A 16313-nucleotide genomic window follows, 5' to 3' on the forward strand; every position below is an offset into this window, starting at 1 on the left:
CCGCCTCCTCTCGCGACATAATCCGCGGGCGCGCGCCCCGCGACGCGTTGCAGAGGATCACGCCCGCCGATGACGTTCCGCCTGTCCGCCGTCCTTCTCGTCGCGAGCCTCGCGCTCGGCTCCGCCGCTCAGTCCCAGGACGCGACGCAGCCCCCGACGACGCCGGCGGCTCCCGCGGCGGACGTCTGGAAGCACGGGCTGTCGCTGTTCGGCGACGTGAAGTACCCGGCGGGCTTCCCACATTTCGACTACGTCAACCCGGACGCGCCCAAGGGCGGCGTCGCTCGGCTCGCCACGCAGGGCACGTTCGACAGCCTCAATCCCTTCATTCGCAAGGGGAATCCGGCGGCCGGCGCGGCGCTGCTCTACGACACGCTGATGACAGACGCGCTGGACGAGCCGGCGACGGAGTACGGGCTTATCGCCGAGAGCGTTCGGCATCCCGCGGACTGGTCGTCCGTCACCTTCCGGCTGCGGCCCGAGGCGAAGTTCCACGACGGCTCCCCCGTCACCGTCGAGGACGTGATCTGGTCGTTCGAGACGCTGAAGCGCATCAACCCAATGATGGGCTTCTATTATCAGGACGTGACGAAGGGAGAGAAAACGGGCGAACGCGAGGTCACCTTCACCTTCTCGGGTCCCGGCAACCGCGAGCTGCCGCAGATCATGGGCCAGCTGCAGGTGCTTCCGAAGGCCTGGTGGGAAGGAACCGACGCCCAAGGCCGGAAGCGGAACATCGAGGACGGCACGCTCGAAAAACCGGTCGGCTCCGGCCCTTACCGCGTGAAGGACTTCGCTCCGGGCCGCTGGATCTCGTACGAGCGCGTCGCCGACTACTGGGCGAAGGATCTCAACGTCCGCAAGGGCGTGAACAACTTCGACGAGCTGCGGTTCGATTATTTCCGCGACTCCACGGTGCTCGTGGAGGCGTTCAAGGGCGACCAGTACGACTGGCGCGAGGAGAACAGCGCCAAGAACTGGGCCACCGCCTATCAGTTTCCTGCCGTGGCTGAAAAGCGCGTGACCCTCGAGACCTTCAAGGACAGCCAGTCCGGGCGGATGCAGGGCTACGCCTTCAACATCCGCCGCGACAAGTTCAAGGACCCGCGGGTGCGCCGGGCGTTCAACCTCGCCTTCGACTTCGAAGAGATCAACAAGACGATCATGTTCGGACAGTATGTCCGGATCGACAGCTACTTCTACGGCACGGAGCTCGCCTCGAAAGGTCTGCCTGAGGGCAAGGAGCGCGCGATCCTGGAGAGCCTGAAGGACAAGGTGCCACCGGAGGTCTTCACCACGCCCTACGTCAATCCGGTCGGAGGATCGCCGGACGCGAGCCGCGCCAACCTGCGCGAGGCGCTGCGTCTGCTGCGGGAGGCGGGCTGGGAGGTGAAGGACCGCAAGCTCGTGAACGCCAAGACCGGCGAACGCATGACGGTCGAGTTCATCTATCGCGACCCGAGCTCGGAGCGGATCCTAAGCTTCTACGCGCCGGCGCTAGAGCGGCTGGGCGTGGAGGTGCGCCAGCGGCTGCTGGACGACAGCCAGTACATCAACCGCATCCGCGCCTTCGACTTCGATATGGTGACGGTCGGCTGGGGCCAGTCGCTGTCGCCGGGCAACGAGCAGCGCGACCAATGGGGCTCGGCGGCCGCCGACCGGCCGGGCTCGCAGAACTTCGTCGGGATCAAAGACGCCGGGATCGACGCGCTGATCGACAAGATCATCTTCGCCAAGGATCGGGAAGAGCTGACCGCCGCCGCCAAGGCTCTCGACCGCGTGCTGCTGGCGCACAACTACGTCGTGCCGCAGTTCACGAGCCTGGAGGACCGAACCGCCCGCTGGAACCGCTTCGCGCGGCCCGACAATCTGCCGCCGCGCGGCGCGCTGTTCCCCACCGTGTGGTGGTGGGACGCGGAGAAGGCGAAGGCCACGGGGGGCCGATCGTGAGCGACGGCCTTACCCGTCGCGCGACGCTCGCCTACGCCGGCGCGGCCGCGGCGTTCGGGCTGTTTCCGTGCGCCGCCCGCGCCGAAACGGAGGGGGCGCCTGCTGCCGCCGCGGCGGTCGAGGGCGATCCCAAGGCCTTCGGCCCGGAGCGTCATGGACTCTCCGCGTTCGGCGACCTGAAGTACGGACCCGGCTTCAAAGCCTTCGACTACGTGCGCGCGGACGCGCCCAAGGGCGGCTCGTTCTCGCAGACGCCCTCGACCACCGCGCTGAACCAGAGCTTCACCACCTTCAACACTCTGAACGCTTTCATCCTGAAGGGAGACGGCGCGCAGGGGATGCAGCTCACCTTCGACACGCTGATGGCGCGCGCCTTCGACGAACCGGACGCGCTCTACGGGCTCGTCGCGACGTCGGTCGCGGTCTCCGGGGACGGCCTCGCCTTCCGCTTCCGCCTGAACCCCGCGGCGCGCTTCCACGACGGCTCGCGCCTCACCGCCGAGGACGTGAAGTGGTCCTTCGAGACGCTGAAGGCCAAGGGCCACCCTCTGATCGCGCAGGCGATCCGCGACCTTGACGCCGTCGAGGTCGAGGCCGAGGACGCGGTGGTCCTGCGCCTTTCGCCGAGGCGCACCCGTGACTTGCCGCTGACGCTTGCTGGCCTGCCGATCTTCTCCAAGGCGTGGTACGCGACCCGCGATTTCGAGGCCGCCGGCATGGAGGCGCCGCTGGGCTCAGGCCCCTACAAGGTCGGTCGCGTCGAGCCCGGCCGCGCCATCACCTTCGAGCGCGTGACCGACTGGTGGGCGAAGGACCTCGCCGTCAACGCCGGCCAATGGAACTTCGACGCGCTGCGCTATGAGTTCTTCCGCGACCGCGCGGTCGCGTTCGAGGCGTTCAAAGGCAAGGCCTACCTGTTCCGCGAGGAGTTCACCTCCCGCGTCTGGGCGACCGGCTACGACTTCCCGGCCGTGCGCGAGGGCAAAGTGAAGCGCGAGACGCTGCCGGACCTGACGCCTTCCGGCGCGCAGGGCCTGTGGATGAACCTGCGCCGGACGAAGTTCCAGGACCCGCGCACCCGCGCCGCCATCGCGCTCGCCTTCGACTTCGAGTGGATGAACGCGAACCTGATGTTCGGGGCCTACAAGCGCACCGTCTCGGTCTTCCAGGGCGCGCCGGAGATGATGGCGACGGGGCCGGCGGAAGGGGCGGAGCTCGCGCTGCTCGAGCCGTTCCGGGGCAAGATCCCGGACGAGGCGTTCGGAGAGCCGATCGTCCCGCCGGTGTCCGACGGCTCGGGCCAGGACCGCACGCGGCTGCGCGAGGGGGCGCGGCTGCTGCGTGAGGCCGGGTGGGCCATCAAGGAGGGTCGCGCCGTCAACGCGAGCGGAGAGGCGCTGACCATCGAGTTCCTGGAGTTCGAACCCTCGTTCGAGCCGCACCTCAATTCCTTTATCAAGAACCTGAAGGTCCTTGGAATTGAAGGGACGATCCGGCAGGTGGACCCCGCGCAGTATCAACAGCGCACCAACAGCTTCGACTTCGACGTCGTCAGTCGCCGCATGAGCATGGACCCGACGCCGGGCGAGGGCCTGCGGCAGGTCTACGCCTCCGAGTCCGCCAACCTGCCAGGCTCCCAGAACCTTTCGGGCGTCGCGAACCCCGCCGTCGACGCGCTGATCGAGGCCATGATCGCGGCCAAGAGCCGGGACGAGCTTCATGTCGCCGCCCGCGCGCTCGACCGCGTGCTGCGCGCGCTGCGCCTGTGGGTTCCGGCCTGGTACAAGGACACACACACGCTCGCCTACTGGGACGCCTACGGCCGTCCGCCGGAGAAGCCGCGGTTCACGCGCGGGACGATGGAGACCTGGTGGTGGGACGCGGACAAGGCGGCCAAGGCTGGGGTGAAGGCGTGAGCGCTTGGACCCTTGAAGCGTCATGGCCCCTGGGACAGAGCCTGCACCACTTCGGACCGCGCCCGGCGCCGACGTCGCGGATGCGCGACCGACGTCGTGGGCCTGACCTTGTCTGTTCGTCTTCCGCGACGAGGGCCTGACGCCGCATGCTCGCCTACGTCGCACGCCGCCTGCTGCTCATCGTGCCCACGATCCTCGGGATCATGCTGGTCTCCTTCGTCATCATCCAGTTTGCGCCGGGCGGGCCGGTGGAGCGGGTGATCGCGGAGGTCACGGGGCAGGGGACCAACGCGACCGATCGATTCTCGGGCGGCTCAGGCAACGACCTCTCGCCGACCCAGCGCTCGGTCTCCAGCGACCCCGTGACGTCGAAGTACCGCGGCGCGCAGGGGCTCGATCCGGCCTTCATCAAGCAACTGGAGAAGCAGTTCGGCTTCGATCGGCCGGCGCACGAGCGCTTCCTGAAGATGGTCTGGGACTACGCCCGCTTCGATTTCGGCCGCAGCTATTTCCGCGACATCGACGTGGTCGACCTCATCCTCGAGAAAATGCCGGTGTCGATTTCGCTCGGCCTGTGGATGACGCTGATCTCTTACCTGATCTCGGTTCCGCTCGGGGTCGCCAAGGCGGTGCGCGACGGCTCGCGCTTTGACGTCTGGACCTCGACCGTGATCGTGATCGGCTACGCCATCCCAGGCTTCCTGTTCGCGATCCTGCTGGTGGTGCTGTTCGCCGGCGGAACCTTCCTGGACTGGTTCCCCTTGCGCGGCCTCACCTCCGACAACTGGGACCAGCTGTCGCTCTGGGGCAAGATCGTCGACTACTTCTGGCACCTGACGCTGCCGCTGATCGCGCTCGGCATCTCCGCCTTCGCCACCACCACGCTGCTGACCAAGAACTCGTTCCTGGACGAGATCCGCAAGCAGTACGTCCAGACCGCTCGGATGAAGGGCCTGAGCGAGAACCAGGTGCTTTACGGGCACGTGTTCCGAAACGCGATGCTGCTGCTGATCGCCGGCTTCCCCGGCGCCTTCATCGGGGCGTTCTTCACCGGCGCCCTCCTGATCGAGACCATCTTCTCGCTCGACGGCCTCGGGCTGCTCGGCTTCGAGTCGATCGTCAACCGCGACTACGCCGTGGTCTTCGCCAGCCTCTACATCTTCTCGCTGCTCGGCCTCGTGGTTTCGCTGATCTCCGACCTCAGCTACATGTGGGTCGACCCGCGCATCGACTTCGAGACGCGGGAGGCGTGAGGACATGACCGACGCCGCGATCGTCGCTCCCCCGCCGTCGCCCGGCGCGCCGCCGATGCCCGCCGTCGCCCGCGGGCGGCTGTCGCCGATCAACCGCCGCCGGCTCGCCAACTTCAAGGCGAACCGCCGGGGCTACTGGTCGCTCGTGCTGTTCCTGGCGCTGTTCATCGTCACGCTGTTCGCGGAGTTCATCGCGAACGACAAGCCGTTCCTGGTGAAGCACGACGGCGCGTTCTTCGTGCCGGCGCTCGTCACCTACGCCGAGACCGCCTATGGCGGCGAGTTCGAAACCGAGGCGGACTACCGCGACCCCTATCTGCAGAAGCTGATCAAGGACAGCGGCGGCTACATGATCTGGCCGCCGATCCGCTACTCCTACCGCACCATCAACCTCAACCTGCCGACGCCCGCGCCTTCGGCCCCGACATGGATGCTGACCGACGAGCAATGCTCCAAGGCTTCCGTCGGCCGGACCCCCGAGGGCGACGCGGCGCCGACGCAAGGCGGAAGCGCGCCCAAGGCCCGGACCTGCGCCGACCTTGAATGGAACTGGCTCGGCACCGACGACCAGGGCCGCGACGTGCTGGCACGGCTGATCTACGGCTTTCGCCTGTCGGTGCTGTTCGGCCTCGCCCTCGCCGTGCTCTCGTCAATCATCGGTGTGCTGGCGGGCGCGGTGCAGGGCTATTTCGGCGGCTGGATCGACCTGTTCTTCCAGCGCTTCATCGAGATCTGGACCTCGGTGCCGACGCTTTACCTGCTGATCATCCTGTCGTCGGTATTGGCCCCCAACGTCTGGGTGCTGCTCGGCATCCTGCTGCTGTTCTCGTGGACCGCGCTCGTCGGCGTGGTGCGGGCCGAGTTCCTGCGCGGCCGCAACTTCGAGTACGTCCGCGCGGCCCGGGCGCTCGGCGTCTCAAACCGCGCCATCATGTTCCGCCATCTGCTGCCGAACGCGATGGTGGCGACGCTGACCTTCATGCCCTTCATCCTGTCGGGCTCGATCACGACGCTCACCGCGCTGGACTTCCTCGGCTTCGGCCTGCCGCCCGGCTCGCCGTCGCTCGGCGAGCTGCTGGCGCAAGGCAAATCGAACCTGCAGGCCCCGTGGCTCGGCATCTCGGGCTTTGTGGTGATCGCGCTGATGCTGTCGCTGCTGATCTTCGTCGGCGAAGCCGTGCGCGACGCCTTCGACCCGCGGAAGACGTTCCGATGAGACGGGTGTAGGATCCGCGCCATGGACGAGCGCGAAAAGATCATCCGCGAGGACTATCCCGTCGACCGGCTGCCCGAGGACCTTCGGGCGGAGCTCGGCGACGCGACCCGCGTGCGGGTGACGGTGGAGCGGGCGATCGACAGCGACGAACGCAAAAGCTGGGCGGAGATCGAAGCGCTGATCGAGGAGCTCCATCGGTCTCCGGGGTTCAAACCCGTGACGACCGACGAGGCCGTCGCTCGCGTTCGCGAGCTGCGGGACGAGTGGGACCGCTGAGGCTTGGCGCTGCGGGCCTATCTCGATGCGAACGCGTTGATCAGGGCGGTGGAGGCCGATGACCCTGTCGCGATGGGCGTCAGAAGTCTGTTGGCGACACGTCACGCCGCGCCCGTGTCGAGCGAGCTGACTTTGGCGGAGGTTCTCGTCGTCCCCTTGCGGCGCGCCCAGGCGGACCCGTCCGATCCGATGGCGCGCGTGTGGCGGTCGACCTACGAGGCCCTCTTTCGAAAAGCCGGAACCATCGACGCCGTTCCCGTGTCGGCCGAACTGCTTCTGCGGGCTGCGGAACTGCGCGCCGAGCACAGGAGCCTCCGACTGCCGGACGCGATCCATCTCGCGACCTGCCTGTCGGCGCGCTGCGACGTCATCATAACTCAGGACGGCGGCCTGCTGCGGGCCGCGAGCGCTTACCTGCCCACATGCTCGCTTATCGAATCCGAGCTGACCGCCCTGTTCGAGAAGGCCGTGACGCGCCCATGACCGACGCTCCGTTGCTCTCCGTCCGCGACCTCGCCGTCGACTTCGCCCGAGAGGGCGGGCGGACGCTTGCAGTCGACGGGGTTTCGTTCGACCTTGCAAAGGGCGAGACGCTGGCGATCGTCGGCGAGAGCGGGTCGGGAAAATCGGTCACGGCGCTCTCCATCGTGCGGTTGCTGGCCTACCCCGCCGCGGGGCACCCCTCCGGGGAGGTCCTGTTCAAGGGCCGCGACCTGCTGAAGGCCTCCGAACGGGAGTTGCGCAAGGTGCGGGGCGCGGACATCACCATGGTGTTCCAGGAGCCGATGACCTCGCTCAACCCCCTGCACACCATCGAGCGGCAGGTGGGCGAGGTGCTGAAGGTCCACCGCGGCTGGTCGGCCGCGAAGTGCCGGGAGCGGACGCTCGAACTGCTCCGTCAGGTCGGCATCCCGAACGCGGCCGAGCGGCTGGACGCCTACCCTCACCAGCTCTCGGGCGGCCAGCGCCAGCGCGTGATGATCGCGATGGCGCTCGCGAACGAGCCGGACCTGCTGATCGCCGACGAGCCCACCACAGCGCTCGACGTTACGGTGCAGGCGCAGATCCTCGCGCTGCTCAAGGAGCTGCAGGGCCGCCTCGGGATGGCCATGCTGTTCATCACCCACGACCTCGGCATCGTTCGCCGCATCGCGGACCGGGTCTGCGTCATGACCGCGGGCAAGATCGTGGAGCAGGGCGGGACCGCCCAGGTGTTCGCCGCGCCCCGGCACGCCTACACCCGCGAGCTGCTGGCGGCTGAACCCAAGGGCGCGCCGCCGCCGCTCGACCCGGCGGCGCGCGCCATCGTCGAGGTCGCGGACCTGAAGGTCTGGTTCCCGATCAAGCGAGGGCTGCTGCGCAAGACGGTGGGCCATGTGAAGGCGGTCGACGGCGTCTCCGTCACCGTCCGGGAGGGCCAGACGCTGGGCGTCGTCGGCGAGAGCGGGTCGGGCAAGACGACGCTCGGCCTCGCGATCCTGAAGCTGATCGCGAGCGAAGGGCGCATCGCCTATCTCGGCCAGGCGATCGAGGGCTTCACCGCGGCGGCGATGCGGCCGCTCCGCGCCGACATGCAGATCGTGTTCCAGGACCCCTACGGCTCGCTCAGCCCGCGCATGACGGTGGTCGACATCGTCACCGAGGGCCTCGACGTGCAGGGGCCGCGGCTGAAGCCTGCGGCGCGTCGCGAGGCGGCCACCAAGGCGCTGGCGGACGTCGGGTTGGGAGCGGACGCGCTAGACCGCTACCCGCACGAGTTCTCCGGCGGCCAGCGCCAGCGCATCGCCATCGCCCGCGCGCTTGCGCTCGAGCCCGCCTTCATCGTGCTGGACGAGCCGACCTCCGCGCTCGACATGTCGGTGCAGGCGCAGATCGTCGACCTGCTGCGCGCGGTGCAAGCCAAGCGGAAACTCTCCTTCCTGTTCATCAGCCACGACCTGAAGGTGGTGCGCGCGCTCGCGAACGACCTCGTCGTCATGCGGAACGGCAAAGTGGTGGAGCATGGGCCGGCGGCGGAAGTTTTCGCACAGCCGAAGACCGACTACACCCGCGCTCTGCTGGCCGCCGCCTTCGACCTTGAGGCCCGCGAACCCGAAGCCGTGGCCCAATGAGCGACAACTTGACCGACGACGACATTCTGGCCGCCCGGATCGCCGACGTGGCGTTCGAAGGGCCGACGCTGCTGCACGACGGCTACCGAAAGCTGGAGCTGTGGCGCGCCACTCTGCCCGAAGCGCCCGGCCGCGGCGTCATCGTGCAGGAACGCGAGGTCTTGCGCGCAGGACCGTGCGTAGGCGTGATCGCGGTGGACCTCGTCCGCGACGAGATCGTGCTCATCCGCCAGTTCCGGGCGCCGGCGGCGCTCGCGACAGGCCGGGGCGACCTCGTGGAGATCGTCGCTGGCCGCATGGAGCCAGGCGAGGACGCCGCCTTCGCCGCGCGGCGCGAGCTCACGGAGGAGACTGGCCTCGCCGCGCTCGCGCTGTCGAAGCCGCTGCTGGCCTTCCTGCCGACGCCGGGCATCGTCGACGAGCACGCCACGCTGTTCCTCGCCTCGGTCGACGCAAGCGCGCTGCCAGAGCACGCCGGCGCCGCCGACGAGCGGGAGCTGACCCAGCCGTTCACGATCCCGATCGACGCCGCGATCAAGGCGATCGAAAGCCCGGTCGCGAGCAACGCCTATCTGCTGATCGCGCTGCAATGGCTGGCGATGAACCGTCCTCGGCTGCGGGCGGTGCTGGAGGCCGGCGAGGGCTGAGCGGCGATCGGGGCGCGAAGCTCGCTCTCCTCCCCCATGGCGCAACGCCCTCTCGCCCGTTATGTCTGGCGCTCCCCCTTCGGAGACCGCTTGATCCCCATGCTCGTCCTCGGCATCGAGACCACCTGCGACGAGACCGCCGCCGCCGTCGTGCGGCGGAGAGGCGAGGGGCCGGGCGAGGTGCTGTCCAACGTCGTGCGGGCGCAGTTCGATGCGCACGCGGCCTTCGGCGGCGTGGTTCCGGAGATCGCCGCGCGCGCCCACATCGACGCGCTCGACGGCGTGGTGGCCAAGGCGCTGAGCGACGCCGGCGTGACGCTCGACGAGCTCGACGGGCTCGCGGCGGCCGCGGGGCCTGGCCTCGTGGGCGGCGTCATCGTCGGCCTGACGGCGGGCAAGGCGCTGGCGCTCGCGGCGGACAAGCCGTTTTCGGCGGTGAACCATCTGGAGGCCCACGCGCTCACCGCGCGGCTTACCGACGGCGTCGCCTTTCCCTACCTTCTGCTGCTCGCCTCGGGCGGGCATACCCAACTGCTCGCGGTGCTCGGCGTCGGGCGCTACCTGCGGCTCGGGACGACGCTCGACGACGCCCTGGGAGAGGCTTTCGACAAGGTCGCGAAGATGCTGGGCCTCGGCTATCCCGGCGGCCCGCAGGTCGAGCGCCGGGCGGCGAACGGCGACCCCGCGCGCTTCGCGTTCCCGCGGCCCATGCACGGCCGGGTCGAGCCCAACTTCTCGCTCTCCGGCCTCAAGACCGCCGTTCGGCTCGAGGCGGAGCGCATCGCGCCCCTGAGCGAGACGGACGTCGACGATCTCTGCGCCGCCTTTCAGGCCGCGGTGGTGGACGTGGTCGCGAACCGTGCGCGGGCCGGCGCCCGGGCGTTCGCCGAGAGTTTCGGGGCGCCAAGCGCGTTGGTGGTCGCCGGCGGCGTCGCGGCCAACGGCCCGATCCGGCAGGCGCTGCAGGGTGTGGCGAGCGATCTGGGCGCGCCCATGGTCGCGCCGCCCCTCGCGCTCTGCGGCGACAACGGCGCCATGATCGCCTGGGCCGGCGCCGAGCGGCTGGCCTTGGGACTCGTCGACGGCCTCGACTTCGCGCCCCGTCCGCGCTGGCCGCTGGACGCCGCTTCGGCGGCGCCCGGAGCCAAGGCGTGAGCGTCGCCGTCGTCGGCGCCGGCGCCTGGGGCACGGCTCTCGCCAACGTCGCGGCCGAGGCCTGTGGCGGCCGCACCCCGTTGATCGGACGGGACGCGGCGGCGATGGCGGAGGTCGCGGCGGCCCGCGTCAACGCCCGCCGGCTGCCGGGCGTCGCCCTGCACCACGGCGTGGCGCCGACGGCCGACCTCGACGCGGTGAGCGGCGAGGACGTCATCCTGCTTGTCACGCCGATGCAGACCCTGCGGGAGGTCGCGCGGGATCTCGCGCCTCGGCTGAAGCCCGGCGCGGTGGTGGTCGCCTGCGCCAAAGGCGTGGAGCGCGGCGCGCACGCCCTGCCGCCGCAGGTGCTGTCGGAGACGCTTCCAGGTCTCGGGCATGCGCTGCTGTCGGGCCCGAGCTTCGCCGACGACGTCGCGCGCGGCCTGCCGACGGCGGTGACGCTCGCCGCGTCCGACGAGGGGCTCGCGGCGGCGTTGGCCGTCAAGCTCGCCACCCGCAGCTTTCGCCCCTACCACACCGCCGACATGACCGGGGTCGCGCTCGGCGGCGCGGCCAAGAACGTGCTCGCGATCGCAGCCGGAGCCGCAGAGGGCCGCGGCCTCGGCGCGAGCGCCGTCGCGGCGCTGATCGCCCGCGGCTTCGCGGAGCTGTCGCGTCTGGGCGCGGCGCTTGGCGCGCGGGCGGAAACGCTGGCGGGGCTCTCCGGCCTCGGCGATCTGGTGCTGACCGCGACATCGCCGAAGTCGCGCAACTTCGCGCTCGGTCAGGCGCTCGGCCGCGGCGAGGCGCCGCCGGACAAGCTGGCGGAGGGCGCCGCGACCGCCGAGGCGCTGGTCGCGCTCGCGGCGGCGCACGGCGTCGAGATGCCGATCTCGGCGGCCGTCGCCGAGGTCGTCGCTCGCCGTGTGAGCGTCGCCGCGGCGATTGAAGGCCTGCTCGCCCGGCCGCTCAGGGCCGAGGCTTGACGGCGGCGGCGCCGGCCTCGAAGACAGCGCCGAACCTTGTGACGATCGTCGAAATCGCGAAGAGGCGCGCAACCCATGGCCTACTGGCTGTTCAAGTCCGAGCCCGACGCCTGGTCGTGGGAGCAGCAGAAGGCGGCCGGACGCGACGGGACCGAGTGGACCGGCGTGCGCAACTACCTCGCCCGCAACAACATGCGCGCGATGAAGCTCGGCGACCTCGGTTTCTTCTACCACTCGAACGAGGGCAAGGAGGTGGTTGGGATCGTCGAGGTCGCGAAGCTAGCGCACCACGATTCCTCGACCGATGATCCGCGCTGGGAGTGCGTGGACATTCGCGCGGTCGAGGACATGCCGCAGCCGGTTACGCTGGCCGCCGTGAAGGCGAACGAAAAGCTTGCTAAGATGGCGCTCGTCACCTCCATGCGGCTCTCGGTGCAGCCGGTGACGGACGACGAGTGGGCCGAGGTGCGGCGCATGGGCGGACTGACCTCCTGAGCGACCTCGTCCGAGGCGACCCCGCCACCTTCGTCCGCGCCAACACGCGGCCCCGGCCCGTGCCGCACGCGCCCGAAATCATGCTTCGCGTCGCCGACGAAGCCGTGCCGCTTTGGACCAAGACGGAGGACGAGCTCTCCGCCATCGGCCTGCCGCCGCCGTTCTGGGCCTTCGCCTGGGCGGGCGGACAGGCGCTCGCGCGCTATCTGCTGGACACGCCGGAGACGGTGCGGGGCAAGCGCGTGCTGGACGTCGGCTGCGGCTCCGGGCTCGTGGCGATCGCGGCGATGAAGGCGGGAGCGATGCAGGTCACCGGCGCCGACGTCGACTCTTTCGCGCTGGCGGCCATCGCCCTCAACGCCGCGGCCAACGGTGTCGTGGTCTCCGTCACCGGCGACGACCTCATTGGCGGCCCACATCCCGCGGTCGATCTCGTCACCGTCGGCGATCTGTTCTACGAGCGCGATCTGAGCGAGCGCCTGCTTGCCTGGCTCGACGGCTTTCTTGCGCTCGGCGCGCCGGTGCTGATCGGTGATCCCGGCCGGAGCTATCTGCCGCGTTCGCGGCTGATAGCGCTCGCGGAATACACCGTGCCGGTGACCCGCGATCTCGAGGACGCCGACGTCAAGCGCAGCACGGTCTGGCGGCTCGTTCCCGGCTGAAGCGGCGGGTTAGTGCTCGCCGCCGTCCTTCAGGAACGCCGCGGCGTCCATCACGATGCGGCTGTCGGCGCCGCCGATCGCCTGCAGGTTCCGTCCCTTGTAGGGCACGTTCAGCAGCAGGTGGCGGATGCATTCCAGCCGCAGACGCCGCTTGTCGTTCGCCCGCACCACGGTCCAGGGAGCCGCGTCGGTGTGGGTCGCGGACAGCATGCGCTCCGCGGCGTGGGAGAAGCTGTCCCAGAGATTCAGCCCGGCGTAGTCGATCGGAGAGAGTTTCCAGCGCTTCAGCGGATCGTGCCGGCGGTCGTGCAGCCGCTTGATCTGCATCTCGCGGCCGATCGTCAGCCAGAATTTGAACAGTCGGACTCCGTCGTCCACCAGCAGGCGTTCGACGCGCGGCGCCTCGTCCAGAAAGCGGGCGGTCTCCTCCGCCGTGCAGAAGCCCATGACCGGCTCGACGCCGGCGCGGTTGTACCAGGAGCGGTCGAACAGGGCGATCTCGCCCGCGGTCGGCATCTCCGCCAGATAGCGCTGGAAGTACCACTGCCCGGCCTCGACCGGCGTCGGCTTGCTCAGCGCGACGATCTTGAGGCTGCGCGGATTGAGGTGCTGGGAGATGCGGTGGATGGTGCCGCCCTTTCCCGCGCTGTCGCGCCCCTCGAACACCACCACGATCCGCTCGTTCTCGGTCTTCGCCCAGGCCTGCAGCTTCAGCAGCTCGATTTGCAGAAGCCGCAGCGTCGCGCTGTAGGCCTTGTGCGAATAGGGCTCCTCGTAGGGGAAGCCGCCGCTGCCGAAGGCGCGGGTCTCGACCTCGGGGGGCAGGTCGACGGCGTCGAGATCCACCTCGACGCCGTCGAGCATGACTTTTGGCGCTTCGCCGGCGCCTTCGGGCACGACCTCGTCCAGCAGCGCCTCGGCGGCGGTCTTCGTTTTGGTCTCGCCCGCCTTTGGTTTCTTCGTCATAGGTCGCATCCTCATGTCTTGGCGCCGTCACGCAGGTGGCGTCCTATTGCGATTCATCCAGTACGCCGCACCGCAAGGCCACGATCGCCCTTCCATGCCGCAGCTTCCCGACGACGCTTCGTCCGCCCGGTCCGATCGCCCCGCCGCCCGGCTCGCGCGCGCGAGTTGGACCTTGGGCGCGACGGCGGCGATGCTTGTCGTCTTCGCGGCGCTTGGGCGGGTCCGGCCGCTGGAGGCGGCGCTGGCTTTCGTCCTTATCGGACTCGTGACGGTGGTCGCGCCCCGACGGCGAAGCTTCGCCGCTCCGGCGCGGCGGGTGGCGCCCGCGCCCGAGGCGGTCAGCCCCCAGTCGCTGACGCTGCTGTCCGGCCTCCCCGATCCGACGGTGGTGCTCGACCGGCGCGGGGTCACGCTGGCCTTCAACGCTCACGCCCAGGCCGCGCTGCCCGCGATTCGGGCGGGCGACCCGATCTCCTTCGCGGTGCGCGCGCCCGAGGTCCTGGAAGCCGTGAAGGCCGCCGCCAAGACCCGGCGCCCGCAGGTGGTCGCCTACGCCGAGCGCGTGCCGGTCGAGCGCTGGATCGAGGCGCATGTCGCGTCCGCCGGCGGCGAGGACGGGGCGCCCTCCGCGATCGTCGTCGCCTTCCGCGACCTGACCGAACAGCGCCGGTCCGAGCGCATGCGCGCGGACTTCGTGGCCAACGCCAGTCACGAGCTGCGCACGCCGCTGGCCTCGCTGCTCGGTTTTGTGGAGACGCTGCAGGGGCCGGCGAAGAACGACGCCGTCGCCCGCGAGAAGTTCCTCGCCATCATGCGCGCCCAGGCGAACCGCATGTCGCGGCTGATCGACGACCTGCTGTCGCTGTCGCGGATCGAGCTCAAGGCCCATGTGCGTCCGCGCGACGTCGTCGACGTCGTGGCCGTCGCCCGCAGCGTGGTCGACGCGCTGAGCCCGCTGGCCGAGGAGCGCGGCGTCGAGGTCGCGCTGCGTGCGGACGGTCCCGCGCTCGCCACGGGCGACCGCGACGAGCTTACGCGCGTGGTCGAGAACCTCGTCGAGAACGCCATCAAGTACGGCGACGAGGGGAAGCGCGTCGAGGTGACGATCGCGGTCGTGGGGGAGGGCGTACGGCTGGCGGTCCGGGACTACGGCCCGGGCATCGCGCCGGAGCACCTGCCGCGTCTCACCGAGCGCTTCTATCGGCCCGACGTGTCCCATAGCCGCGAGAAGGGCGGAACGGGTCTCGGTCTGGCGTTGGTCAAGCACGTGCTCCAGCGGCACGGCGGCCAGCTTGCCATCGAGAGCGAACTCGGTTCGGGCGCGACCTTCACCGTGACGATCCCCGCGGCCGCGCCTGCGCCCGCGCCGTCCGCTCTCGCCAAGGCCAGCTGAAAAGCTGGGCGCGACGGCTGTCATCCATCTGTCATCCGGCCGTCATAGAAGAGATATGCCGCGTCGCTAGGGTCCTGCTCGACCCCGCGATCGAACGCGGGGCGCGCGGTCTCGCCTCGGCGTCGGGGCCGCCTCCATGACACGGTTTCGGCGTCCGACAGGGCGTCTCACAGAGGAGAGGCAGCGTGAAGCTCTTCACGATGACCAGCGCGCTCGCGCTTGCGTTCGCGGGCGTTTTCGGGGCGGCTGGCGCCGCCCAGGCGCAGTCGCGCGACCAGATCCGCATCGTCGGCTCGTCGACGGTGTATCCCTTCACGACCGCAGCCGCCGAGCAGTTCGGCAAGGGCGGCCAGTTCAAGACCCCCGTGGTCGAGTCGACCGGCACCGGCGGTGGCCTGAAGCTGTTCTGCGCCGGCGTCGGCGCCGGCCATCCCGACGCGGCGAACGCCTCGCGGGCGATCAAGAAGTCCGAGTTCGAGGACTGCCAGAAGAACGGCGTCACCGAGATCGTCGAGCTTAAGATCGGCTTCGACGGCATCGTGCTCGCCAACTCGAAGAAGGGTCCCGACTTCAAGGTGACCCGCCAGCAGCTGTTCCTGGCGCTCGCCAAGGAAGTGCCCGGCCCGGACGGCAAGCCGGTCGCGAACCCCTACAAGACCTGGAACGACATCGACCCGTCGCTCCCGGCCGAGAAGATCGAAGTCCTCGGTCCCCCGCCGACCTCCGGCACGCGCGACGCGTTCCTGGAGCTCGTGATGGAGAAGGGCGCCGAGAAGGTCGAAAGCCTCGCGGCTCTCAAGAAGTCCGACGCCAAGGCGTTCGACCGCTCGTGGAAGACCATCCGTGAAGACGGCGCCTACATCGACGCCGGCGAGAACGACAACCTGATCGTCCAGAAGCTCGAGGCGAACCCGAAGGCCGTCGGCATCTTCGGCTACTCGTTCCTCGAAGAGAACGGCTCGCAGATCAAGGGCGCCGCGGTCGAGGGCAAGGCTCCGACCTTCGAGGCGATCGCCGACGGCACGTACAAGGTCTCGCGCCCGCTCTACGTCTACTTCAAGAAGCAGCACGTGGGCGTGATCCCAGGTCTCAAGGAGTTCATCGCCGAGTATGCCTCCGACAAGGCGATGGGCGAGGAAGGCTACCTGACCGAGAAGGGCCTCGTGCCGCTTCCCAAGGAGATGGCCACGACCGCCGAGGACGCCGCGAAGAAGCTCGCGACCATCGGCGCGCCGGCTTCCTGACGCTGCGCTTCGCGCGACGCCGGATCGGACGATCCGGCGTCGCGTCCGTTTGAGACCTGCC

Annotated in this window: 15 protein-coding genes; 14 read left to right on the forward strand and 1 reads right to left on the reverse strand. The window is 69.5% G+C overall.

Annotation, left to right across the window (positions count from 1 at the left end; translation table 11 throughout):
- Positions 1–69 precede the first annotated feature (69 nt).
- The 12 genes from METY_RS15850 to METY_RS15905 all read left to right on the forward strand — a co-directional run bounded on the left by METY_RS15850 (position 70) and on the right by METY_RS15905 (position 12649).
- The gene (locus tag METY_RS15850; RefSeq protein ID WP_103122359.1) at positions 70–1950 is read left to right on the forward strand and encodes an extracellular solute-binding protein; all 1881 of its coding nucleotides are present in this window, start codon (positions 70–72) and stop codon (positions 1948–1950) included.
- Complete coding sequence (locus tag METY_RS15855) at positions 1947–3866, forward strand: extracellular solute-binding protein (protein WP_103122360.1); 1920 nt, start codon at positions 1947–1949, stop codon at positions 3864–3866. The genes METY_RS15850 and METY_RS15855 overlap by 4 nt, the downstream gene beginning before the upstream one ends.
- A gap of 146 nt (positions 3867–4012) precedes the next feature.
- Positions 4013–5119: a microcin C ABC transporter permease YejB gene (locus METY_RS15860; protein ID WP_103122361.1), complete on the forward strand. Its 1107-nt coding sequence runs from the start codon at positions 4013–4015 to the stop codon at positions 5117–5119.
- 4 nt (positions 5120–5123) lie between these two features.
- Positions 5124–6335: an ABC transporter permease gene (locus METY_RS15865; RefSeq protein ID WP_103122362.1), complete on the forward strand. Its 1212-nt coding sequence runs from the start codon at positions 5124–5126 to the stop codon at positions 6333–6335.
- 21 nt (positions 6336–6356) lie between these two features.
- Positions 6357–6611, forward strand: coding sequence for a hypothetical protein (locus METY_RS15870; RefSeq protein ID WP_103122363.1), 255 nt, complete (start codon positions 6357–6359; stop codon positions 6609–6611).
- A 3-nt stretch (positions 6612–6614) separates the two neighbouring features.
- Complete coding sequence (locus METY_RS15875; protein WP_103122364.1) at positions 6615–7094, forward strand: type II toxin-antitoxin system VapC family toxin; 480 nt, start codon at positions 6615–6617, stop codon at positions 7092–7094.
- Positions 7091–8722: an ABC transporter ATP-binding protein gene (locus METY_RS15880; RefSeq protein ID WP_103122365.1), complete on the forward strand. Its 1632-nt coding sequence runs from the start codon at positions 7091–7093 to the stop codon at positions 8720–8722. Before METY_RS15875 ends, METY_RS15880 begins: the two co-directional genes overlap by 4 nt.
- On the forward strand, positions 8719–9369 hold the full coding sequence (locus tag METY_RS15885) for an NUDIX domain-containing protein (protein ID WP_103122366.1): 651 nt from the start codon (positions 8719–8721) through the stop codon (positions 9367–9369). Before METY_RS15880 ends, METY_RS15885 begins: the two co-directional genes overlap by 4 nt.
- A 99-nt stretch (positions 9370–9468) precedes the next feature.
- On the forward strand, positions 9469–10524 hold the full coding sequence (gene tsaD, locus METY_RS15890; RefSeq protein WP_103122367.1) for a tRNA (adenosine(37)-N6)-threonylcarbamoyltransferase complex transferase subunit TsaD: 1056 nt from the start codon (positions 9469–9471) through the stop codon (positions 10522–10524).
- Positions 10521–11492, forward strand: coding sequence for an NAD(P)H-dependent glycerol-3-phosphate dehydrogenase (locus tag METY_RS15895; RefSeq protein WP_103122368.1), 972 nt, complete (start codon positions 10521–10523; stop codon positions 11490–11492). Before tsaD ends, METY_RS15895 begins: the two co-directional genes overlap by 4 nt.
- A 75-nt stretch (positions 11493–11567) precedes the next feature.
- Positions 11568–11987 (forward strand): EVE domain-containing protein, encoded by a 420-nt coding sequence (locus METY_RS15900; protein ID WP_103122369.1) that lies wholly within the window; start codon positions 11568–11570, stop codon positions 11985–11987.
- A complete protein-coding gene (locus METY_RS15905) occupies positions 11948–12649 on the forward strand; it encodes a class I SAM-dependent methyltransferase (RefSeq protein ID WP_103122370.1) in 702 nt (233 codons plus the stop codon). Before METY_RS15900 ends, METY_RS15905 begins: the two co-directional genes overlap by 40 nt.
- A gap of 9 nt (positions 12650–12658) precedes the next feature.
- On the opposite strand, the gene ppk2 is transcribed toward METY_RS15905, so the two are convergent.
- Positions 12659–13615: a polyphosphate kinase 2 gene (gene ppk2 / locus METY_RS15910; RefSeq protein ID WP_103122371.1), complete on the reverse strand. Its 957-nt coding sequence runs from the start codon at positions 13613–13615 to the stop codon at positions 12659–12661.
- A 94-nt stretch (positions 13616–13709) separates the two neighbouring features.
- Between ppk2 and METY_RS15915 the strand changes: the two genes are divergently transcribed.
- Together METY_RS15915 and METY_RS15920 are read left to right on the forward strand one after the other, a co-directional pair.
- Positions 13710–15008, forward strand: coding sequence for an ATP-binding protein (locus METY_RS15915; protein ID WP_103122372.1), 1299 nt, complete (start codon positions 13710–13712; stop codon positions 15006–15008).
- A 200-nt stretch (positions 15009–15208) separates the two neighbouring features.
- Positions 15209–16252: a PstS family phosphate ABC transporter substrate-binding protein gene (locus METY_RS15920; RefSeq protein WP_444849096.1), complete on the forward strand. Its 1044-nt coding sequence runs from the start codon at positions 15209–15211 to the stop codon at positions 16250–16252.
- Positions 16253–16313: the final 61 nt, after the last annotated feature.

It is taken from the genome of Methylopila sp. Yamaguchi, from assembly GCF_002897035.1.
Taxonomy (GTDB): Bacteria; Pseudomonadota; Alphaproteobacteria; order Rhizobiales; family Methylopilaceae; genus Methylopila.